General features: G+C 68.8%; 18 protein-coding genes. 15 read left to right on the top strand and 3 right to left on the bottom strand.

From position 1 onward, the window contains the following. Window positions 1-140 precede the first annotated feature (140 nt). From PQI07_RS17400 to PQI07_RS17390, 3 genes are all read left to right on the top strand, one after another. Window positions 141-1,709, top strand: coding sequence for a glucan biosynthesis protein D (locus PQI07_RS17400; protein ID WP_274927069.1), 1,569 nt, complete (start codon window positions 141-143; stop codon window positions 1,707-1,709). Window positions 1,710-1,765: 56 nt separating this feature from the next. Continuing rightward, the gene (mdoH, locus tag PQI07_RS17395) at window positions 1,766-3,925 is read left to right on the top strand and encodes a glucans biosynthesis glucosyltransferase MdoH (protein ID WP_274927068.1); all 2,160 of its coding nucleotides are present in this window, start codon (window positions 1,766-1,768) and stop codon (window positions 3,923-3,925) included. Between the two features lie 158 nt (window positions 3,926-4,083). Then, entirely contained in the window at window positions 4,084-4,251 is a 168-nt protein-coding gene (locus tag PQI07_RS17390) for a hypothetical protein (RefSeq protein ID WP_164706379.1), read from the top strand. Between the two features lie 39 nt (window positions 4,252-4,290). Here PQI07_RS17390 and PQI07_RS17385 read toward each other — a convergent pair whose 3' ends face one another. After that, window positions 4,291-4,491 carry a hypothetical protein gene (locus PQI07_RS17385; protein ID WP_043352604.1) on the bottom strand — a complete coding sequence of 67 codons (201 nt, stop codon included), beginning with the start codon at window positions 4,489-4,491 and terminating at the stop codon, window positions 4,291-4,293. Between the two features lie 285 nt (window positions 4,492-4,776). Here PQI07_RS17385 and PQI07_RS17380 point away from each other — a divergent pair, with 285 nt between their 5' ends. Then, window positions 4,777-7,095 (top strand): Tex family protein, encoded by a 2,319-nt coding sequence (locus tag PQI07_RS17380; protein WP_274927067.1) that lies wholly within the window; start codon window positions 4,777-4,779, stop codon window positions 7,093-7,095. A 197-nt stretch (window positions 7,096-7,292) separates the two neighbouring features. Continuing rightward, window positions 7,293-8,504, top strand: a complete 1,212-nt coding sequence (locus PQI07_RS17375; RefSeq protein ID WP_274927066.1) for an ATP-grasp domain-containing protein — start codon at window positions 7,293-7,295, stop codon at window positions 8,502-8,504. A gap of 93 nt (window positions 8,505-8,597) precedes the next feature. Here PQI07_RS17375 and PQI07_RS17370 read toward each other — a convergent pair whose 3' ends face one another. After that, entirely contained in the window at window positions 8,598-9,395 is a 798-nt protein-coding gene (locus tag PQI07_RS17370) for a glycosyltransferase family 2 protein (RefSeq protein WP_274927065.1), read from the bottom strand. A gap of 83 nt (window positions 9,396-9,478) precedes the next feature. Continuing rightward, window positions 9,479-10,189: a glycosyltransferase family 2 protein gene (locus PQI07_RS17365; RefSeq protein ID WP_236952954.1), complete on the bottom strand. Its 711-nt coding sequence runs from the start codon at window positions 10,187-10,189 to the stop codon at window positions 9,479-9,481. A 220-nt stretch (window positions 10,190-10,409) separates the two neighbouring features. On the opposite strand from PQI07_RS17365, the gene PQI07_RS17360 reads away from it, so the two are divergent. The 10 genes from PQI07_RS17360 (at window position 10,410) to PQI07_RS17315 (ending at window position 20,986) form a co-directional block, all read left to right on the top strand. Then, window positions 10,410-11,627, top strand: a complete 1,218-nt coding sequence (locus tag PQI07_RS17360; protein WP_274927064.1) for a flagellin N-terminal helical domain-containing protein — start codon at window positions 10,410-10,412, stop codon at window positions 11,625-11,627. A gap of 660 nt (window positions 11,628-12,287) precedes the next feature. Beyond that, window positions 12,288-12,428: a hypothetical protein gene (locus tag PQI07_RS17355; RefSeq protein ID WP_164706378.1), complete on the top strand. Its 141-nt coding sequence runs from the start codon at window positions 12,288-12,290 to the stop codon at window positions 12,426-12,428. Between the two features lie 398 nt (window positions 12,429-12,826). Then, the gene (locus PQI07_RS17350; protein WP_274927063.1) at window positions 12,827-13,057 is read left to right on the top strand and encodes a hypothetical protein; all 231 of its coding nucleotides are present in this window, start codon (window positions 12,827-12,829) and stop codon (window positions 13,055-13,057) included. Window positions 13,058-13,165: 108 nt separating this feature from the next. After that, a complete protein-coding gene (locus PQI07_RS17345) occupies window positions 13,166-14,062 on the top strand; it encodes a LysR substrate-binding domain-containing protein (RefSeq protein WP_274927062.1) in 897 nt (298 codons plus the stop codon). 225 nt (window positions 14,063-14,287) lie between these two features. Further along, window positions 14,288-15,037, top strand: coding sequence for an SDR family NAD(P)-dependent oxidoreductase (locus PQI07_RS17340; RefSeq protein WP_043758211.1), 750 nt, complete (start codon window positions 14,288-14,290; stop codon window positions 15,035-15,037). Window positions 15,038-15,047: 10 nt separating this feature from the next. Further along, window positions 15,048-15,911: a transketolase gene (locus tag PQI07_RS17335; protein WP_051044879.1), complete on the top strand. Its 864-nt coding sequence runs from the start codon at window positions 15,048-15,050 to the stop codon at window positions 15,909-15,911. Next, window positions 15,908-16,930, top strand: coding sequence for a transketolase family protein (locus PQI07_RS17330; RefSeq protein WP_274927061.1), 1,023 nt, complete (start codon window positions 15,908-15,910; stop codon window positions 16,928-16,930). The genes PQI07_RS17335 and PQI07_RS17330 overlap by 4 nt, the downstream gene beginning before the upstream one ends. Then, on the top strand, window positions 16,921-17,808 hold the full coding sequence (locus PQI07_RS17325; RefSeq protein ID WP_274927060.1) for an NAD(P)-dependent oxidoreductase: 888 nt from the start codon (window positions 16,921-16,923) through the stop codon (window positions 17,806-17,808). Before PQI07_RS17330 ends, PQI07_RS17325 begins: the two co-directional genes overlap by 10 nt. A 131-nt stretch (window positions 17,809-17,939) precedes the next feature. Then, window positions 17,940-18,956 (top strand): TRAP transporter substrate-binding protein, encoded by a 1,017-nt coding sequence (locus PQI07_RS17320; RefSeq protein ID WP_043353067.1) that lies wholly within the window; start codon window positions 17,940-17,942, stop codon window positions 18,954-18,956. Between the two features lie 137 nt (window positions 18,957-19,093). Continuing rightward, a complete protein-coding gene (locus PQI07_RS17315; RefSeq protein WP_043353068.1) occupies window positions 19,094-20,986 on the top strand; it encodes a TRAP transporter large permease in 1,893 nt (630 codons plus the stop codon). Window positions 20,987-21,138: the final 152 nt, after the last annotated feature.

The following is a 21,138-nucleotide window of genomic DNA, read 5'->3' as shown; positions in this document are numbered from 1 at the left end:
TCGATGCAGACGGCCGACTTAGAGAGCCGGCTCGGGTTAAGTCAACGGAGCCACTTGCGGTTCAGGCGGTTGCTTAACCCTGGGTTCAGCCGGCCTGTCCGTATACAGGGAGGCTCCCGAGACGTGAGACGACTGCCTGCATGACGATCGACGCCGTGCCTTCCGCCGCACCGACACGCCGCGCCCTGCTGGTCGGCACGCTGGGTGCTGCCGCGGGACTGCTTCCGGCAGTGGCCCGTTCGGCCGAGCCGGACAAAGCGCTTGCGCTGCCCGGCAAGGGCGAGGCCTTCGAGGCGAACACCCTGACCGACCTGGCCCGCGCCCGTGCGGCAGCACCCTATGCGGGGCCGAAGACCGGCGACGTCCCGGCGGTCCTGAAGGCTCTGTCCCGGGAGGCGTACGACGCGATCCACCCGGCGGAGGGCCGCGCGCTCTGGGCCGACCGAAACGTGGGCTACGTTCTGGAGCCGCTCCTGCGCGGATCGATCTTCGAGACGCCGGTGTCGCTGTTCGTCATCGAGAACGGGCTGGTTCAGCCCGTCGCGTACGACAAGACGGCGTTCGTCGCCCCCGGCCTCGATCTGCCGGATCTCGAACCCGACGCCGCCTTCTCGGGCTTCCGCCTCCGGGCCCGGTTCGAGGGTGCGGAGGACGTATCGAGCTTCGCGCTGTTCCAGGGCGCCTCGTTTTTCCGGCTCGTCGCGGAGGGCCAGGATTTCGGCATCAACGCCCGCGCGCTGGCCCTGCGGCCGGCTGATTCCCGCGGGGAGGAGTTCCCGCTCTTCCGGGCCCTGTTCGTGGAGACGCCCGCGCCCGGTCAGCCGGTCGTCGTTCATGCCCTCGCCGATTCCGAGTCGGCGACGGCGGCGTTCAAGATCACGCTCACGCCCGGCCGTGACGTCTCCACGGCGGCGATCGAGGGAACGGTCTTCGCCCGGGCCGACCTCGACCATATCGGGCTCGGCGGCATGCAGGGGAGCTACCTGTTCGGACCCCTCGACCGGAACCGCGTCGACGATCTGCGCGCCGCGGCCTTCTCGGTGGAGGGCTTGGCGATCCACAACGGCTACGGCGAGCCGATCTGGCGGCCCGTTCACAATCCGGAGGCCCTCCAGGTCTCGGCCTTCGTGGATCGGGGTCCGAAGGGGTTCGGCCTCATGCAGCGCGCCCGCGCGTACGATGACTTCGAGGATGACCGGCGTCATTGGGAACAGCGCCCATCCCTGTGGCTGGAGCCGCTGGATGACTGGAACGAGGGTGCCGTCACCCTGCTTGAGATCCCAAGCGATTCCGAGCTGAACGAGAATGTCTTCGCCTATTGGCGACCCAAGGCGAAGCTGGCGAAGGGCCTGGAGATGCGCTTCCAGTGCCGTCAGCATTGGTCCAAGGGCTGGCCGGATCCACTGCCTCCGGAGATCGCACGGGTGCGCGACAGCCGCTGCGGCCATGGCAGCACCGGCAGCCGCCGCCTCTTCGCCGTCGACTTCGAGGGCGACACGCTGTTTCAGCCCGGCGATATCGACGTCGATCTCAGCGCGTCGGCCGGGACGATCACACGGCAGGACCGATTTCGGTATCCCGAGCGCAAGACGTTGCGGATCCTGTTCGAACTCGATCCCGGCAGCGCCCGCGCGAGCGAGCTGCGCCTCGCCCTCCGGCGCGGCCAAGCCCGGGTCAGCGAGTCGTGGTTGTTCCGCTGGACACCGTGATCCCCGATCCGCCTCAACATCAAGGACCGGCCTGCACCGTGCAATTGGACGAGACGATGACCGTGCCGCCCGCGATCGACGCCGCGCGCGTGGCCGAGGCGAGCCCCGATGACGGAGGCGGCATGCCGCGCGAAGCGCCGCTGGCCATGCCCGTCCAAGATCTGTCGCATTGGGATATGGGCCAGGGCCATCGGCCCGCACGACCCGGCCGTGATCCGTGGCCGGCGCGGATTCTGGTCTTCGGCGGCGCGCTGGCGCTGACCGCCTTCGGCGGCTGGCAGATGGTCGAGACCGTGTCGGTCTCGGGCAATCCGACTGCGCTCCAGCTCGTGCTGGTCGTCCTGTTCTGCCTGACGTTCTCGTGGATCGCGCTCGCCTTCACCAGCGCCGTGCTCGGCTTCGGGATGCTGCTGCGGCGGCCGCGTCCGATGTCGGCTCCGAGGGCCCTGATCACGCGGACCGCGGTCCTGATGCCCGTCTACAACGAGGCGACAGCCCGCACCTTCGCGGGTGTCGAGGCCATGCGCGAGGCGGTCGAGGCCACCGGACTGGGAGACCATTTCGACTGGTACGTCCTGTCGGATTCGACCCAGCCCGATGCCTGGATCGCCGAGGAGCGCGCCTTCCTCGAATTGCGCGGCCGCCTGGGTCCCGATGCCCGGCTCTACTACCGCCACCGGGCGAAGAATCACCATCGCAAGGCCGGCAATATCGGCGATTTCGTCACGCGGTGGGGTGGCCACTACGAGCACATGCTCGTGCTGGATGCCGACAGCCTGATGAGCGGATCGGCGATCGTGGCGCTGGCCTCCGCCATGGAGGCGGATCCGGATGCCGGTATCATCCAGACCCTGCCGCTGATCATCAACCGCAACACCCTGTTCGCCCGGCTTCAGCAATTCGCGGCCCGGATCTACGGCCCCGTGATCGCAGCCGGGCTTTCCGCGTGGTCGGGGCGGGACGGCAACTACTGGGGGCATAACGCGATCATCCGCACCCGCGCCTTCGCGGAATCCTGCGGCCTGCCGGATCTGCCCGGTAAGCCCCCCTTCGGCGGCCATATCCTGTCGCACGACTTCGTGGAGGCGGCCCTAATCCGCCGATCGGGCTGGGCGGTGTACATGCTCCACCGCCTGCCGGGCTCGTACGAGGAGAGCCCGCCGTCGCTGATCGACGTCGCGGTGCGCGATCGGCGCTGGGCGCAGGGCAACCTCCAGCATGCGCGAGTGATCGGCGCCGCGGGGCTGCATCCCGCGACCCGCCAGCACTTCGCCACCGGCATCGCCGGCTATCTCGCCTCGCCACTCTGGCTGATGCAGCTGGTGGTCGGCATCCTGCTTGTGCTGCAGACCGCCACGGAACGGCCGGACTATTTCGGGGGGGCGGGCTTCTCGCCGGTTTTCCCGCGATTCGATCCGGTCCGCGCGCTCCAGCTGTTCGGCCTGACCATGGCGGTTCTGCTTGCGCCCAAGGTCCTGGGCCTGATCCTGGCCCTCTTGGATGGTCCGGTGCGGCGCGCCTGCGGGGGCGCCGGGCGGCTCATCCTGTCGAGCCTGGTCGAGATCCTGCTCTCCGCGCTGGTGGCGCCGGTGGCGATGGTCATCCAGTCCGGCTCGGTGATCGGTATTCTGCTGGGACGGGACACGGGCTGGAATCCGCAGCGCCGCGACGACGGCTCGATCCCGCTGCGGGACATCGTCCGCCGTCACCGCTGGCACACGGTTCTGGGGCTCGTGGCGGGAATCGCGGCCTTCGCGATCGCGACGTCGCTGTTCCTCTGGATGAGCCCGACGATCCTGGGTCTGGTGCTCGCGATCCCGATTTCCTGGGCGAGCGGACAATTGACCCTGGGCCTGGCGCTCAAGCGCCGGATGCTACTCGCCACGCCCGAAGAGGCATCGCCGCCGGAGATCGCGCTGCGGGCAGCGGCGCTTGCGACCCGCAATGCGGCTCGCGGCTACGACGACACCGATTCCCTCGTGGCGATCCACGCCGATCCCGCACTTGCGCACGCCCATGGCCGGATGCTTCCGAAGGGACAGCGGCGGCCCCGGGGCGCGATCGACGCCGACCAGACGCTGGCGGCCGCCAAGATCTGCGAGGCCGAGACAGTGGCGGAGGCACAGCTGTGGCTCTCCCAGAAGGAGCGGATGGCCCTGCTTCACGACCGGGCCCTCGTGGACCGTCTCGTGCGCCTCGAGACCAGCCAAGCCTGATCGCGGTTCGCGCCGGGATCTCGGGCGGGGCGTTCGGCGATCACGTCCTCGCGCTGTGCGCAGCCGTCGCGGCACCGGCTCAAGGGCGCGGCCGGGTGTCGAGAGAAGGGGTTAACCATTCGGATCCTAGACTAAGCCATCGTCACTCGGATCCGGTCATGACCCTGCTGTTCGTGTTCCTGCTCCTGCCGCTCGCGCTTGCCATCGTTCTGGCCCGCGGCGAGCCGGTCCGCACCATCAGCTGCCTCGGCGCGATGGGGGTGGGCTGCGTGATCGCCTGCTTGAGCGTGGCCAGCCTCCTCCGCCACCGGGCGCGGCCGACCTGAGAGGAATCGCCGTCCGGCCCGAAGCCGGGAATCGCTTCCCTACAGGAAGCCCACCGGTCGCGGACCGCCGGTCAAACTCCGCCCGGCCCGCGCAACCAGCTGGGAAAAGGCGAGCGCCGCCGCCGTCGCCTGCGCGCGGGACGGGAAGCTACGCCGCGATTCGAGCACCGGCTCGTCGGTCTCGTTGACGAGAACCCACGACCAAAGCGACCGGCTGTGCTCACGGATCTCGAATTGCACGGGCGCCTGCCTTTCCGGGACATGCGAAGGGAAAGGCTCTCATCAGCCGGTGACATCCCGATGACGACACGGGATGATCGTCACGGCTTTCGAGCCGCCCGTCCGGTTCAGGGAAGTCTTCCACCGGGTTCGGTGCGTCGCCGGCTGGAAACCATGCCGAAGCGCGTGCGGGATCCGGCGGCAGAAGCGGCGGCATGCGAACGGGCCTGACGGACGCCTTGTTTCCGACGGCTTGGCGTTTCAGGCAGACGGCGCATCCCTGCTGCGCACCCCGCCGGAGTTTCCATGAAAGCCGTCAACGCGCTGATCGCCGATGAGCTCGGTGTCGGAGAGGCGCAGGTTGCCGCCGCCGTCGCGCTCCTCGATGGCGGTGCGACCGTGCCGTTTATCGCGCGCTATCGGAAAGAGAATACGGGCGGCCTCGACGACACGCAGTTGCGCCGGCTCGAAGAACGGCTCTCGTATCTGCGCGATCTCAACGAGCGGCGCGCCACGATCGTCGCGAGCATCACCGCGCAGGGCAAGATGTCGCCGCCTCTCGCCGCAGCCCTCGAGGCCGCCGATACGAAGGCGCGCCTGGAAGACCTGTATCTGCCGTTCCGACCCAAGCGGCGCTCGAAGGCCCACGCCGCCCGGGAGGCCGGCCTCGAACCGTTGGCCGAGCTTCTCCTGCGCCGGCCCGATAAGGCGCCCGAGACGGTGGCGGCGCGCTACCTGTCGGACGCCCATGGCATCACCGATGTCGACGCCGCACTGGACGGTGCCCGTGCGATCCTGATCGAGCGCTTCGCCGAGGACGCCGACCTCGTCGGGCGCCTGCGCACGGATTACTGGCGGGGCGGCCAGCTCGTCTCCCAGGTCCGGAAGGGCAAGGCGAACGAGGGCGCGAAATTCTCGGATTACTTCGCCTGGAGCGAGAGGCTGGAGCGGATGCCCTCTCACCGCATCCTGGCGATCTTCCGCGGCGAACGGGAGGAGATTCTCGAGGTCGGCTTCACCGCGGAGGGTGAGGATTCCGCGCCCGGGATTCCCGGACCGTTCGAAACCGCGATCTGCCGCCGCTTCGACATCGCCCTGCGGGGCCGCGCAGGCGATTCCTGGCTCGTCGAAACCGTCCGCGCGGCTTGGCGGACGAAGATCCGGGTGGGCATCAAGCAGGATCTGCGCAACCGCCTGTTCGAGCGGGCCGAGGATGAGGCCGTGACGGTCTTCGCGGGAAACCTGAAGGACCTGCTCCTGGCCGCTCCGGCGGGCGGCCGCACCACGATGGGGCTCGATCCCGGCTATCGGAACGGCGTGAAGGTGGCGGTGGCGGATCGCACCGGCCGCGTCGTCGCGGTGGAGACCACCTATCCGCACGAGCCCCAGCGCCGCTGGCGCGAAGCGGTGGCGGCGTTGGGGCGCCTGTGCCGCCTCCACAACGTGGAGCTTCTGGCCATCGGCAACGGCACGGCCTCCCGCGAAACCGAACGCCTCGCCGCGGAGATCATCGCGTCGAACCCGGATCTACCGCTCGCGAAAGTCATGGTCTCCGAGGCCGGCGCCTCGGTCTATTCGGCCTCGGAGATCGCCGCGCGAGAATTGCCCGATCTCGACGTGTCCCATCGCGGCGCCGCGTCGATCGCCCGGCGCCTTCAGGATCCCCTGGCCGAACTGGTCAAGATCGATCCGAAGTCGATCGGCGTCGGGCAGTACCAGCACGACGTGAGCGAGGCGAAGCTGTCGCGCTCGCTCTCCGCGGTGGTGGAGGACGCGGTCAACGCCGTCGGGGTGGACGTCAACACGGCCTCCCCGGCCCTGCTGGCGCAGGTTTCCGGCCTCGGCGGCGCGATGGCGGCGCGGATCGTCGCCCATCGCGACGCCCAGGGCCCGTTCCGGACGCGCACGGCGCTCAAGAAGGTCCCGGGGCTCGGCCCGAAGACCTTCGAGCTCGCCGCCGGCTTCCTCCGCATCCAGGGCGGCGACGACCCGCTCGACGGGTCGGGCGTCCACCCGGAAGCCTATCCGGTGGTCCGCCGCATCCTCCAGGCGACGAAGAGCGACATCCACGTCCTGCTCGGCAATGCCGCCCTCCTCGGCCGCCTGGCGCCGGAGCCGTTCGTCGACGCGCGTTTCGGCCTGCCGACGGTCCGCGACATCATCGCCGAGCTCGAGAAGCCGGGGCGCGATCCGCGGCCGGCCTTCAAGACGGCGCGCTTCCAGGAGGGTGTCGAGACGATCGGGGATCTCAAGCCCGGCATGCAGCTGGAGGGCGTCGTGACCAACGTGGCCGCGTTCGGTGCCTTCGTCGATATCGGCGTTCATCAGGACGGGCTCGTCCACATCTCGGCGATGGCGCGGCGCCGGATCGCGTCGCCGACGGAGATCGTCCGGATCGGCGAGGTCGTCCGGGTGCTGGTCCTCGGGGTCGATGTGCCGCGCAAGCGCATCGCGTTGTCGATGCGGCTCGACGATCCGATCGATCCGGCTCAGCCCGCCCGACGCGGGGGCGAATCGAAGATCGACGCGCCGCGAACGCGGCCGAACGCCACCGCGGAATCCGCGCCGACCGGACCGCTGGCGGAAGCGCTCCGTCGCGCCGCCGCATCGGCGCGGCGCAATTGACCATCGCGAGACACGCGGCAACCGCCGGCGCGGAACGGGAAGCGCCTCGGCTGACGTCCCGCATGCGCCCCGTTATGGTTAGCGCTTCGTAAACCTCCCTCCGGTCACAGATCGGGGATCGTGCCGCCCTGTGCGATCCCTGTGGCCGGATACCGGCGGCCGCATCGCAGCGGCGGCTCCCCTTCTCGGAGGCTGTGATGCAAGCGCGTGCTGCGGGGATCGACAATCCGAGCCCGATGATCGGCCCGGCACGCCTCATCAGAGCCGCCTTCGATGCTTCGGACATGGCCGCGCTGGCCCAGGAGATCCTCGCCCGATCGCCCGATGGCGTCATCGACGCCGGGGCGGCGATGGATCTGGCGACGATCCTGTTGCTGATGCACCGCACCGACGAGGCGCTGCAGCTCCAGACCGACATCCTTCAGGGCCAACGGCTCTTCTCGCTGCGTTCGAACCCGGATCAGGCGCGGGTCCGCGTGCTCATCCTCGTCACGGCCGGCGATCTCATGGCCAACACGCCGATCGATTTCCTGCTGAACGACGACGATTTCAGCCTCACCTATTTCTTCCTCTGCCCCGGCGAAGACATGCCGCGCGACCTGCCGGAGCACGATGTGCTGATCACGGGCATCGCGTATTCGAGTGGCGCCGAGCCGCTTTTGGAAGCCGTCGCGGCCGCCGCCGAAGGCTGGTCGCGGCCGATCGTCAATCACCCGCGCGCGGTTCTGAAGACGTCCCGGCACGGGATCGCGGATGCGCTCCGCGGCGCCGAGGGGATCCTGGCGCCTGCCGTCGCCCTCCTGGACCGGGCGGCGCTGAGCGCCTCGGCGTCCCGCCTTCCCGAGGGCCTGGACTATCCGGTGCTGGTGCGCCCCCTGGATACCCATGCCGGCAACGACCTCCAGAAGGTCGATCGGGCCGAGGATCTGACGCGCTACCTCGATCACGCAACCGCGGAGCGATTCTACGTCACGCAGTTCTGCGACTATCGTGGCCCCGATGGACTATTCCGAAAGCTCCGGGTCGTTCTGATCGACGGTGTCCCGTTCCTGTGTCACCTGGCCATCCGCGACCACTGGATGATTCATTACCTCAACGCTGGAATGCTCGAGGATGCCGAGAAGCGGACGGCGGAGGCCACCGCCATGGCCACGTTCGACGCCGCGTTCGCGCAGCGCCATCGCGCCGCGTTCGCCGAGATCCACCGAAGGATCGGGCTCGATTACCTGATCCTCGATTGCGCGGAGAGCTCGGACGGCCGGCTGCTGATCTTCGAGGCGGATACCGGGATGGTCGTCCACGACATGGATCCCGTGGACCTGTTTCCCTACAAGCTGCCGCAGATGCGCAGGGTGTTCTCCGCATTCCAGCAGGCCGTCCGCGGGCGCGCTCAGACGCGACCCGCCTAGGACGCGCACGGTCGGGCATTCACGCCCTTTCCGAAGCGGGCGGGCCCCGATCCAGGCCTTGCGGGAGTTCGAACGGCGGACAGGGCCGCCCTGTCACCAGGGGATGCGGCCGAAGCGGTCGATCAGCCGCTGATACTCGGCGTCGCTCTCGACTTTCGACGTCCCGCCCTGTCCGACATCCGAGGTTCCGGAGCCGGGATGCACCAGGCGGCACACCAGCGGCAGGATGAAGCCGTGGCGCACGAGGTGCGTGTTGGGGCCGCCGAACCGAAGCACGTTGGCGAGCCACGGGCGGACCTGAACGGCGTTCTCGAGAGTGCCGGGCGCCGTCGCCTCGACGAGGTGGGCGCGGCGCAGGCCGGTCTCGGCGAGGCGGCCGAGCCATTCGTTGTCGTAATGCCATTTCGAGGCGGGGTTGATCGCGCCGACCTGCGCGAAGGTGGACCGACGCATCAGCCAGCCCGACGGCGTCGGGAAGTCGTTGATCCGGACGACCTCGCCGGCCTCGTCCGTCTCGACCTGGGTCGAGGAGACGAAATCGAAGCTGTCCAGGGTCCGGAGCGCGAAACCGAGATAGGGCGGCAGCCAATGGTCGTCGTCCTCCAGGAAGCCGACGAAGTCCCAGCTTTCATCGACGGCCCGGATGGCCGCGTTCAGGGCGGGGATCTGCCCCTTGCGCTCGCCGCGCACGAAAGTGATCTGCGGATGCGCGGCGAGCCGCGCCGGGATCTCGGTCTCGGGGTCGGTCCCGACGAAGAAATGGATCGTCGCCGGCCTATCGATTTCCTGGCTGTTCGCGCTCTCGACCGCGTGTTCCAAGAAGTACTGGCCGGATTTGCCGGCCAGAGTCGAAGGTTTCATCCGGGACGGCGTGATGATCGCAATCCGCATTCCCAGGCCTCATCGTTTGAAGCGCAGCTCGCGGAAACGCGGCGCGCAGTTGCGTCGCGGCCGATCGAATTGCCGGCCGTCACTCAGAGCTTGAAGGACTGTTCGCCGATATGTCCGAGTTCCTTGCTCAGATACGGATCGCACCAGATCCGGTAGCCGGCCGCACGGACTCGGTCGCTGAAGTCGAAGTCCTCGCCGATGTTCACCCCGGCCTCCTCATCGACGCGGAACCGGAAATACGGCCGCTTGAGGCTTTCGAAGACGGTCGATTTGATCAGCAGGAAGCCGGTGGGGATCCGAGCCATCTCCAGCAGGCCCTTGGGGGCGTCGGCCGGCTGCTCCGGCAGGATTTCGCCGAGGAAATGGAAGGGCGCCGTGCGCCGGGAATAGGTCGCGCCGATGATGTCGACCTGCCGCACCAGCAGTTTGAGCAGGGCGTCCTTCGGGAAGGTCATGTCGCTGTCGATGAACAGGACGTATTCCGCATTGTGTTTCTGCGCGTATTCCAGGCCCAGGTTTCGCGCGTCGGCGACGATCGATGATTTCCCGACCACGATCGACATCGGCATCTCGCCGAGGGAATGCATCATGGATCCGAGGCTGACGGCGAAATCCGCGTGGACCATGGTCCCGCAGGGGATCGCGATTGCCACATGGGGAAATTTCGTCGGCGCGGAGGGGGCCGGGTCGCCAACATCACCGGACGCTTGAGCGATCACAGTTGAGCTCCGTACTAGAGTGTGCCCCATTTCCCTTCGCCTGCCACGCCGGATCGAGACCGGCCGGGCAGGCACCACAGAATTGGCGAGCGCCGTCGGTTATGGCCGCGGATGGTTAATGGATCTTGAACGGCGCCGTCTTCCATCAATACTTAATGGATTTCGATGGCGATTCATTAAGGATCACTTCGGTCGACTTGAGTGTCGACAATCGGATTAACCCCCACGAAACATCTGGAGCGCGATTACTGGCGTGCCCGAGAAACGGGCGCATCAAATCAGAAAGATACGACCCATGTCCTCCATCACCCTGTCGGCCGCCACGCGTCAGAACCTGCTCTCCCTGCAGGATACCGCCCAGCTGATGGCGACCACGCAGAACCGCCTCGCCACCGGCAAGACGGTGAACTCCGCCCTCGACAACCCGACCAACTTCTTCACCTCCCAGTCCCTCGACGCCCGGTCCTCGAGCCTGAACACCCTGCTCGACGGCATCTCCAACGGCGTCCAGTCGATCCAGGCCGCCAACCAGGGCATCACCTCGATCCAGAAGCTGGTCGATCAGGCCAAGTCCATCGCCAACCAGGCCCTCTCGACCCAGCTCTCCACCACCGGAACCGCCGCCAACGCCTACAGCGCCAGCACCGCCTCCCAGACGGTGCTCCTGACCATCAACGGCACCTCCGTGTCGGCCAACGTCGCCGCCTCGTCGAGCATCAGCGCCACCGTCGCGGCCCTGAACTCGGCGGTCAGCTCGGCGTCGACCTCGTCCAGCGGCTCGTTCGGCGCGGGCGCGATCTTCTCGGTCGACAGCACCGGCACGAAGATCGTCCTGAACGCCCAGGCCGACGTGGAGTTTCAGAACTCCGGCAGCCAGACGGCGCTCGGCTTCACCGGATCGAGCACCACCGCCTCGACCTACGGCACCGCCGCCACCACCGTCGTCTCCAGCGACCTCTCGGTCTCCGGCGTGTCGCAGCGCGCTTCTCTGGCGAGCCAGTACAACAACCTGCTCAACCAGATCACGCAGCTCGCCGGCGATGCCAGCTACAACGGCGTCAACCTCATTGCCGGCAAGGGCAATGACATGAACATCAAGTTCAACGACACCGGCAGCTCGACCCTGAACGTCGCCTCGGTGGATGCCACGGCCAGCGGCCTGGGCTTGTCGTCGATCACCAACTCGAACAGCACGTCCAGCCAGAACGGCCTCGGCAACTTCCTGTTGAACTCGGACGTCAACAAGACCCTGTCGACCCTGACGAGCGCCGGCAACACGCTGAGCTCCGCGGCGAGCGCGCTCGGCTCGAACCTGTCGGTCGTGCAGAACCGCCAGGACTTCTCCAAGCAGCTGATCAACGTGCTGCAGACCGGCTCGGCCAACCTGACCAACGCCGATCTGAACCAGGAAGCGGCCAATTCCCAGGCGCTGTCGACCCGGCAGTCGATGGGCATCTCCGCCCTGTCCCTGGCCAACTCAGCGCAGCAGGGCGTCCTCCAGCTCCTGCGCTAAGCGGCACGCGGTTCGAAACGACGGCCGGCCAGGGTTCCTGGCCGGCCGTTTTCGTTTGGGCGCGATCGGGTGGATTGACCGGACGGACGAGATGCGGATCCGCTCCGTCCGCTCTCGCAACGGCCAACCGCCCATCGAGCCCGGACCCGGCATGTCCGCGGCTTCGGCCGCAATCCACATCGCGATCCCGCGATCCCGCACGGTCCCGGTTGCACCTGCCATCGCCATCCGCTCCAGGTGGCGAAGGTCTCCGTCGGCCCGTGCACGGCACCCTGAACCCGGCGCTCGCACAGCATCGAAGCCGACGGACCGATCGGCGTGATCCAAAGCGCGATACGCCCGCAGGCTTGCCAAGCTTGACCATATGCGCCAGCCTCTACGCAGTTCATACGGATCGATCCGAGCCGGAGCGCCGATGCTGGTGAATCACGAGCGCCGCCTTCTCATCCGAGCAGCCGAGACTGTGGGACACCGGATTGCGGTCTGCAGACAGGCGAACGCGTCCTGGCCCGGCGACCACAGCCGGCTCCTCGCGCTCGAAAGCACCGGTCATCTCCGACGGGTCGACCATTGCGGGGATTCGGAGGGTACGGTCGCCGTCTGGCAGATCACCCCAGCCGGACTGGTCCAGCTTCAGATGCTGACGTCGGGAGCTCACTGATGGCGTCCATCAAGATCCGTGCAACCGATGACGGGACCTTCGTGGTCTATCGGAATGGCGCGGTCGTGGCCTCTGGTCTGACCCGCTGGCAGGCCGAGCGCTGCGCCACAGTGCTCGGCTGGATCGCGCAGGGTCATTGAGGACGCAGCCACAGCCCTTCGCCGTCCCCGCCTCTGAACGGATTCTGTCGGCCCGGGCGCCCTCCGCAATCGGCGAAATCTATTCCAAGCGAAATCGGCGCCTGATCCGGGCCTTTCGGCTGCGATGTCGTCGATGGCCTCAAACGCGCGCATCGCGTGCGGACGTTGACCGATCGGTCTTCTCCGTGCGGCCGTTCATCCGGGAGGCTCGGACGCCCATCGCTGACCATGCTGCACGACGTCTTCAGACGACACGATCGGCGCGCGACGGGCAAGATCGTCGGGAAGATCAGCGAATCGCGGAGTTCTTCGGGTAACGAATTTTTAATCCTCACGGCAGGATCATCCTGCCATGGCCCGGCACATGATCCAGGCCACGTCGATCGGGCGAGGCTCCGATGATCGTGTTGATTGCGGCGGCGATCGCCGGTGGACTCGCGACGGCGGCGATTCTCGCGCCGGTCAGCGGTCTGGCCGCGCTGATCCTCGTGCCCCTCGCGGCCAGTTCAGCGGCCATTTTCGCGGGCATCTCGATCGCGTGGCGCGGCGCTCACGAGGATACCGATCGTCACGGCGGCCGGGCACGGTCCGATGGGATGGCGGTCGCGCCGGTGCGTATCCATCGCTGACGGTCGACTTGATCGTCGCGCCGCTGCGGCGTCGCGCGCCGGGCCGCAGCCTGCCCGCGAGATTGGCACCATTGCCAGGATCGGGGACCAAAGCCCATTCTGCTCGGGATGAGGCCACCCGTCCCCCTCTCCGCGATCCGGATCTTTGAGGCCGCTGCCCGGCGACGCTCGTTCAAAGCCGCAGCCGGCGAATTGAACCTGTCCCCGAGCGCGGTCAGTCACGCCCTCCGCAAGATGGAGGAAGCCCTGGGCGTCGTTCTGTTCGAGCGCGTCGGGCAGGGCATCGTGCCGACGCCCGCCGGTGAGGCGTTGAGCGATCATGTCGGGCGCGCCTTCGCGGAGCTCAACCGCGGCTTCGACCTCGTGGCGAATCGCGGGCCGCAGCTGCTCAGGCTGCACTGCGCGCCGAGCTTCGCCGCGCAGTGGCTCGCCCCGCGCCTCGCCCGGTTCCTCAGTGCCCATCCGGGCTTCGAGGTCCGCCTCGCCGCCGGCATGGATTACGCCCGCTTCATCACCGACGAATTCGACGCCGACATCGTCTACGGACCGCCCCGCGGGGAAGGTCTGGTGCGCATGCCGCTGGGCCCGGAGACGGTGACGCCGCTCTGCGATCCTGCGCGGGCCGCCCTGATCCGCGAGCCGGCCGACCTCCTGGCGCATACCCTGATCCAAAGCGACAACAAGCAGGTGCGCTGGACGCACTGGTTCGAGCGGAATCAGCTTGCCGCGCAGCCGAACGCGGGCATCCGCTTCGATCGGAGCTTCCTGGCCCTGGCTGCTGCCGCCGACGGGCTCGGTGTCGCCCTGGAATCCACCCGCCTCGCCGAGCGCGAGGTCGCGGCCGGCCGCCTCGTCGCGCCGCTGGCCGGACGGTTTCAGGACATCAGCTACGTCGGTCATCACTTCGTCTGCCCCGCCGATGTGCGCCGGCGCGCCCCGCTGCGGGTCTTCGCGCGGTGGCTGGCCGAGGAACTCGGGATCACGCTGAGTCCCGACCTCGCCTGACGCGGCGACAGGTGACTGGGATTCACCTTCGTGTGCAAATTCCGCGTTTGTCGCGGAGGCAGCGCGTCGGCACTCTCGTCGCAACAAAACAGGCGGGAGGAGACGACGCCGCAGGCCGCTCGATCCAAGGGCTCCGTCCCTGGAATCGCAGCCGCCGGCCGGACGCCCCTTCCGTCGCGACGACAGGTCCGATCCCGCGCTGTCGCGGGTCGCCGGGAGGGATCCATGCTGTTGAACGACCGGGTGTGCGTCATCACTGGGGCGGCCTCCGCCCGCGGCATCGGCAAAGCCACCGCACGGCTCTTCGCAAGCCACGGCGCCCGCGTCGCCGTTCTCGACCTCGATGCGGGCCAGGCCGAGGCTGCCGCCCGCGACATCGGCCCGGGCCATATCGGCCTCGCCTGCAACGTCACCGACCGGGCGGCCTGCTCGACGGCGGCGGAGGAGATTATCGGCCGCCTTGGGCGCATCGACGTGCTGGTCAACAATGCCGGCATCACCCAGCCCCTGAAGATCATGGAGATCGGGCCGGAGAACTACGACGCGGTTACCGACGTGAACCTGCGCGGCACGCTCTACATGAGCCAGGCCGTGATCCCGGCGATGCGCGGCCAGGGCTCCGGCGCGATCGTGTGCATGTCGTCGGTCTCGGCCCAGCGGGGCGGCGGCATCTTCGGCGGCCCGCATTACAGCGCCGCCAAGGGCGGTGTGCTGGGCCTCGCCAAGGCCATGGCCCGGGAGCTGGGTCCGGACGGCGTGCGGGTGAACTCGGTGACCCCCGGCCTGATCCAGACCGACATCACCGGCGGCAAGCTCACGCCCGAGCTCAAGGTCGAGATCGCCAAGGGCATCCCGCTGGGGCGCCTCGGCGTGGCGGACGACGTCGCCAATGCCTGCCTGTTCCTCGCCTCCGACCTGTCCACGTACATCACCGGCGCGGTGATCGACGTGAACGGCGGCATGCTGATCCACTGAGGAGGTCGCCATGGCGATCGACGTCCCGACCGAGCGGCCGCGCGCCGGCTCCAACGTGCCGCTGAGCGAGCGCGCCTACCGCATCCGCCGCCACGCCCTGCGCATGGGCGAGGTCCAGGGCCAGGGCTACATCGCCCAGGCGCTCGGCATCGCCGACGTTCTGGCGGTGAGCTACTTCCACGCGCTGACCTACCGGCCCGAGGATCCCGAATGGGAAGGCCGCGACCGCTTCCTGCTGTCGATCGGCCACTACGCCATCGCCCTCTACGCCGCCCTGATCGAGGCGGAGATCCTCCCCGAGGACGAGTTGACGAGCTACGGCGGCGACGACAGCCGCCTGCCGATGTCCGGCATGGCCGCCTACACGCCCGGCATGGAGATCACCGGCGGGTCGCTCGGCCACGGGCTCGGCATCGCGGTCGGCATGGCGCTGGGGCTGAAGCGGAAGAACTCGAACAGCTTCATCTACAACCTGTTCTCCGACGGCGAACTCGACGAGGGCTCGACCTGGGAGGCGGCGATGTCGGCCGGCTCGTTCAAGCTCGACAACCTGATCGGCCTCGTCGACGTGAACGGCATGCAGGCGGACGGCGCCTCGCACGGGGTGCTCGATTTCGAGCCGCTGGCGCCGAAGTTCGAGGCCTTCAACTGGTTCGTGCAGCGGGTCGACGGCAACGATATCGACGCGCTGGTCCGGGCCTTCGACGCTGCGCGCCACCATCCGGGACCGCAGCCCCGGATCATCATCTGCGACACCCGCATGGCGAAGGGCGTGCCGTTCCTCGAGGCGCGCGAGCGCAACCACTTCCTGCGGGTCGAGCCGGACGAGTGGCAGCGGGCCCTGGCGATCCTGGATGAAGGGAGGGTGCGGTGAGACGCTCCAAATACGAGAAGCCCGCCCCCCGCACCGGCGGCGGCGCCAAGACCTCGGCGATGATCGCCTCGCTCGCCGCCCCCGGACAGCGCACGAAGGCCGCGCCCTTCGGCCACGCCCTGGTCGAGCTCGCCGAGACCCGGCCCGACATCGTCGGCCTCTCGGCGGACCTGTCGAAATACACGGACCTGCACATCTTCGCGCAGGCCCATCCCGAGCGGTTCTACCAGATGGGGATGGCCGAGCAGCTCCTCATGAGCGCCGCCGCGGGCTTGGCTCGTGAGGGGTTCACGCCCTTCGCCACCACCTACGCGGTCTTCGCGGCGCGGCGCGCCTACGACTTCATCTGCCTCGCGATCGCGGAGGAGAATCTCGACGTCAAGATCGCCTGCGCCCTGCCCGGCCTGACCACCGGCTACGGCCCGAGCCACCAGGCGACGGAGGATCTCGCGATCTTCCGCGGGATGCCGAACCTCACGATCATCGACCCCTGCGACGCCCACGAAACCGAGCAGGTCGTCCCCGCCATGGCGGCCCACAAGGGGCCGGTCTACCTGCGGCTCCTGCGCGGGAACGTGCCCCTGGTGCTCGACGAGTACGGCTACCGGTTCGAGTTTGGGAAGGCCAAGACGATCCGCGACGGCCGCGACGTCCTGGTGATTGCGTCGGGCCTGATGACCATGCGCGCCCTGGAGGTCGCCGAGGCCCTGCGCGACGACCGGGTCGACGTGGCGGTGCTCCACGTGCCGACGATCAAGCCCCTCGACACGGCGACGATTCTGCATGAGGCCGCGCGCGGCGGCCGGCTCGTGGTGGTGGCCGAGAACCACAGCGTGATCGGCGGCCTCGGCGAGGCGGTGGCCGGTCTCCTGATGCGCAACGGCGTGATGCCGGGCCGCGGCTTCCGCCAGATCGGCCTGCCGGACGAATTCCTCGATGCCGGCGCCTTGCCGACGCTCCACGACCGCTACGGCATCTCGGCCGCCGCGATGGCGCGGAGCATCCGCGCATGGCTCTGACCCGCATCGCCCTCGTCGGCCTCGGCGCCATGGGCCTGCCGATGGCGACCAACCTGGTCGCGGCAGGTTTCGCGGTCCGCGGCTACGATCTGCGGCCCGAGAGCCGCGCGGCCTTCGCAGCGGCCGGCGGAGTTGCGGCCGAAACGCCGGCCGCTGTCGCCCAGGGCAGCGACGCGCTCCTCCTCATGGTGGTGAACGCCGCGCAGGCCGAGGACGTGCTGTTCGCCCAGGGCGCCCTCGACGCAATGGAACCGGACGGCATCGTGGTCCTGATGGCCACCTGTCCGCCGAAAGCGGTGGAGCACCTCGCCGAGCGCGTGGCGGCGACCGGCCGCCGCTTCGTCGACGCGCCGGTCTCGGGCGGCGTCGTCGGCGCGCAAGCCGGCACGCTCACGATCATGGCGGCGGCGCCCGCGGAGACGCTGGTCGCGCTGAGGCCGGTGCTGGAGGCCCTGGGCGACCGGATCTTCCATGTCGGCGAGCGGCCCGGACAGGGCGCCACCGTCAAGGCCGTCAATCAGCTCCTGTGCGGCGTGCATATCGCCGCCGCCGCCGAGGCGCTGGCCCTCGCCGGGCGCGTCGGCGTCGACCGCGACGTGGTCCTTGAGATCCTCACGGGCTCCTCCGCCGCGAGCTGGATGCTGCGGGACCGCGGCCCCCGGATGCTGGAGGACGAACCGCGGGTCACCAGCGCGGTCGACATCTTCGTGAAGGACCTCGGCATCGTGCTGGAGGCCGGCCGCGGCGCCGGGGCGGCGCTGCCGCTCGCGGCGCTCGCCCATCAGCTATTCGTCTCGACCTCCGGGCGCGGCGACGGCGCCGCCGACGACAGCCAGGTGATCCGCGCCTACCGCCTGCTCAACGGCGACGGCGCCTGACGCGCCGCGCAGGGCGCGCGACGACGGCGCCGGGTCCGCACCCGCCGCCCCGGACAGCAATGCGGGTCGCACGCTCCACCGACGGTCAACGGCGGGGATCGGGCGGCCTGGACCACCCAGGGAGTGAAACCATGCGCGACACCCGTCTCAGTCGCCGCAGCCTGCTCGTGGGCGCGGCCGCATTACCGGCCTTCGGCATCCTCACCCGGCGCGGGCAGGCTGCCGAGTTCACCTACAAGCTCGCCAGCGGCCAGGACCCGACCCATCCGGTCAACATCCGGGCCCAGGAGGCCCTCGACCGGATCCGCGAGGCCACCAACGGCCGCCTGGAGATCAAGCTGTTCCCCGCCAACCAGCTCGGCTCGGACACCGACCTGCTGGCGCAGGTCCGCAACGGCAGCGTCGAGTTCTTCAACCTCGCGACCTCGATCCTCGCCACCTTCGTGCCCGCCGCGAGCCTGCCCAACACCGGCTTCGCGTTCAAGGATTACGACGCCGTCTGGTCGGCGATGGACGGAGGCCTCGGCACCTATGTCCGGTCCGAGATCGCCAAGACGCCGATCCTGACCGTGTCGAAGGTCTGGGACAACGGATTCCGGCAGATCACCTCCTCGACCCGCGAGATCCGGACGCCGGAGGATCTGAAGGGCTTCAAGATCCGCGTCCCGCCCGCGCCGATGCTCACCTCGCTGTTCAAGGCCTTCGACGCTGGCGCGGCGCCGATCAATTTCAACGAGCTGTACTCCTCTCTCCAGACCAAGGTGGTCGAGGGCCAGGAGAACCCGCTCGCCATCACGGCCACGACCCGGCTGTACGAGGTGCAGAAATCCTGCAGCCTGACCGGCCATGTCTGGGACGGCTACTGGATCCTCGGCAACAAGCGGGCCTGGCAGCGCCTGCCCGAGGATCTGCGCACCATCGTCTCGCGGGAACTCGACCGGTCGGCCGACGCCCAGCGGGCCGACGTCGCCAAGCTCAGCGTCTCCCTCCGGGAGAGCCTGGCCGCGAAGGGCATCACCTTCATCGACGTCGACCGCGCGCAATTCCGCGCGGCCCTGGGGCGGACGAGCTTCTACAAGGACTGGAAAACCAAGTACGGCGACGTGGCGTGGTCGCATCTTGAGGACGTGTCGGGCAAACTGACCTGACGCGCTTTCCGCCGGATCGGGTAACGGTATCGGAGAACGAAGGCGCGCCGAGACGCACCACAAGAAACACGCGAAGACGCACTCGGAGACGTTCCCGCCGGCAGCGGCATCGGGAGCGGTTCCGACGGGAGGGCGCCATGCAGATCGATATTGCGGCTGTCGAGACGACGGCAGGGGTAGAGTTGTCCGGTCCGCCCCTGCGCGCCGGAAGCTGGCTGCGTCGGCTCGATGCCGGGCTCGGCTATCTCGTGGAGATCCCCGCGGCGCTGCTCGTCCTGGCCGAGATCGCGGTGCTGCTCGGCGGCGTGGTGAGCCGCTACGTGTTCCGCGAACCCCTCGTCTGGTCGGACGAACTCGCCTCGATCCTGTTCCTGTGGCTCGCCATGCTGGGCGCCGTGGTCGCCTTCCGGCGCGCCGAGCACATGCGCATGACCGCCTTCGTGGCGATGAGCGGCCCGCGCCTGCGCGCCTTCCTGGAGACGGTGGCGCTGGTGGCCGGCCTGATCTTCGTGGCCCTGCTGCTGGAACCGGCCTTCGAGTTCGCCAGCGAGGAGACCTTCGTCCAGACGCCGGCGCTGGAGCTGAACAACGCTTGGCGCGCCGCCGCCCTGCCGATCGGCCTCGGCCTCATGCTCGTGGTCGCGGTGATCCGCCTCCTGGAATCCGCCGATTGGCGGCTGACCGCGGGGGCGCTCGTGCTGGGCGGCGGAGTCGCCGCCGGCCTCTTGGCGCTACAACCCTGGCTGAGGGACCTCGGCAATCTCAACCTGCTGCTGTTCTTCGTCCTCGGCGTCGGCGCCCTGGTCTTCTCGGGGGTGCCGATCGCCTTCGCGTTCGGCCTCTCGACCTTCGCCTACATCACGCTCACCACCGACGCGCCCTCCATGGTGGTGGTCGGCCGCATGGACGAGGGCATGAGCCACCTGATCCTGCTCGCGGTGCCGCTCTTCGTCTTCCTCGGCCTCCTGATCGAGATGACCGGCATGGCCCGCGCCATGGTGGGGTTCCTGGCCTCGCTGCTCGGCCACGTCCGCGGCGGCCTGCACTACGTGCTGGTCGGTGCGATGTACCTCGTCTCGGGCATCTCCGGTTCGAAGGCCGCCGACATGGCGGCGGTGGCGCCCGTGCTGTTCCCGGAGATGAAGGCCCGCGGCGCCAAGGAGGGTGACCTCGTGGCCCTTCTCGCCACCACGGGCGCACAGACCGAGACGATCCCGCCCTCGATCGTGCTGATCACCATCGGCTCGGTCACCGGCGTATCGATCACCGCCCTGTTCACCGGCGGCCTCCTGCCGGGCCTCGTCCTCGCCGTGACTTTGTGCGCGCTGGTCTGGTGGCGCTACCGCCGGGAGGACCTGAGCCACGTCGCCCGGCCGTCCGGGCGGATCATCGGTCGCGCCTTCCTGGTGGCGATCCCGGCCCTGGCGCTGCCCTTCGTGATCCGCTTCGCCGTGGTCGAGGGCATCGCCACCGCCACGGAGGTTTCGACCATCGGCATCGTCTACGCGGCGCTCGCGGGCCTGCTGATCTACCGCCAGTTCGACTGGCGGCGGCTCTACCCGATGCTGGTGACCACCGCGACCCTGTCGGGGGCGATCCTGCTGATCATCGGGGCGGCCACCGGCATGGCCTGGGCGCTGACGCAGTCGGGCTTCTCGCAAACGCTCGCCGAGGTGATGAAAAGTCTGCCCGGCGGAGCCCTCGGCTTCCTGTTCGTCTCGGCCGTCGCCTTCATCATCCTGGGCTCGGTGCTGGAGGGCATCCCGGCCATCGTCCTCTTCGGGCCGCTGCTGTTCCCGATCGCACGGGCGGTGGGCGTCCACGAGGTCCACTACGCCATGGTGGTGATCCTCGCGATGGGCATCGGCCTGTTCGCCCCGCCCTTCGGCGTCGGCTACTACGCGGCCTGCGCGATCAGCCGGATCCACCCCGACGCCGGGATGCGCCCGATCGTCGGCTACATCGTGGCCCTGCTGATCGGCCTCCTCGCCATCATCCTCGTCCCCTGGTTCTCGATCGGCTTCCTCTGAAGGCGCCTGCGCGAACCTGAAGGCTCTGCGCCCCGGCGGATGCCGGATCGGCGCGGGACGGCGGGTCAGAACACAGACCGAGATCCATCCCGGGCCGCCGCGGTGCCGCCCGGGCGGCCTTCGCGCGCCGAAAATTCGCACCGCCCGAGCCA

This window comes from Methylobacterium sp. 092160098-2 (assembly GCF_028920805.1).
Lineage (GTDB): Bacteria > Pseudomonadota > Alphaproteobacteria > Rhizobiales > Beijerinckiaceae > Methylobacterium > Methylobacterium fujisawaense.
The sequence above is the reverse complement of the archived record's forward strand: the minus strand, read 5'-3'. Positions and strand labels throughout refer to the sequence as shown.

Bases quoted from the DNA above. Each gene is read 5' to 3' on its own strand.
- PQI07_RS17380 (WP_274927067.1), top strand. From the start codon at position 4,777: ATGAAAGCCGTCAACGCGCTGATCGCCGATGAGCTCGGTGTCGGAGAG.
- PQI07_RS17400 (WP_274927069.1), top strand. From the start codon at position 141: ATGACGATCGACGCCGTGCCTTCCGCCGCACCGACACGCCGCGCCCTG.
- PQI07_RS17320 (WP_043353067.1), top strand. From the start codon at position 17,940: ATGCGCGACACCCGTCTCAGTCGCCGCAGCCTGCTCGTGGGCGCGGCC.
- PQI07_RS17370 (WP_274927065.1), bottom strand. From the start codon at position 9,395: ATGCGGATTGCGATCATCACGCCGTCCCGGATGAAACCTTCGACTCTG.
- PQI07_RS17390 (WP_164706379.1), top strand. From the start codon at position 4,084: ATGACCCTGCTGTTCGTGTTCCTGCTCCTGCCGCTCGCGCTTGCCATC.
- PQI07_RS17345 (WP_274927062.1), top strand. From the start codon at position 13,166: ATGAGGCCACCCGTCCCCCTCTCCGCGATCCGGATCTTTGAGGCCGCT.
- PQI07_RS17325 (WP_274927060.1), top strand. From the start codon at position 16,921: ATGGCTCTGACCCGCATCGCCCTCGTCGGCCTCGGCGCCATGGGCCTG.
- PQI07_RS17335 (WP_051044879.1), top strand. From the start codon at position 15,048: ATGGCGATCGACGTCCCGACCGAGCGGCCGCGCGCCGGCTCCAACGTG.
- PQI07_RS17360 (WP_274927064.1), top strand. From the start codon at position 10,410: ATGTCCTCCATCACCCTGTCGGCCGCCACGCGTCAGAACCTGCTCTCC.
- PQI07_RS17350 (WP_274927063.1), top strand. From the start codon at position 12,827: ATGATCGTGTTGATTGCGGCGGCGATCGCCGGTGGACTCGCGACGGCG.
- PQI07_RS17340 (WP_043758211.1), top strand. From the start codon at position 14,288: ATGCTGTTGAACGACCGGGTGTGCGTCATCACTGGGGCGGCCTCCGCC.
- mdoH (WP_274927068.1), top strand. From the start codon at position 1,766: ATGACCGTGCCGCCCGCGATCGACGCCGCGCGCGTGGCCGAGGCGAGC.
- PQI07_RS17355 (WP_164706378.1), top strand. From the start codon at position 12,288: ATGGCGTCCATCAAGATCCGTGCAACCGATGACGGGACCTTCGTGGTC.
- PQI07_RS17375 (WP_274927066.1), top strand. From the start codon at position 7,293: ATGCAAGCGCGTGCTGCGGGGATCGACAATCCGAGCCCGATGATCGGC.
- PQI07_RS17315 (WP_043353068.1), top strand. From the start codon at position 19,094: ATGCAGATCGATATTGCGGCTGTCGAGACGACGGCAGGGGTAGAGTTG.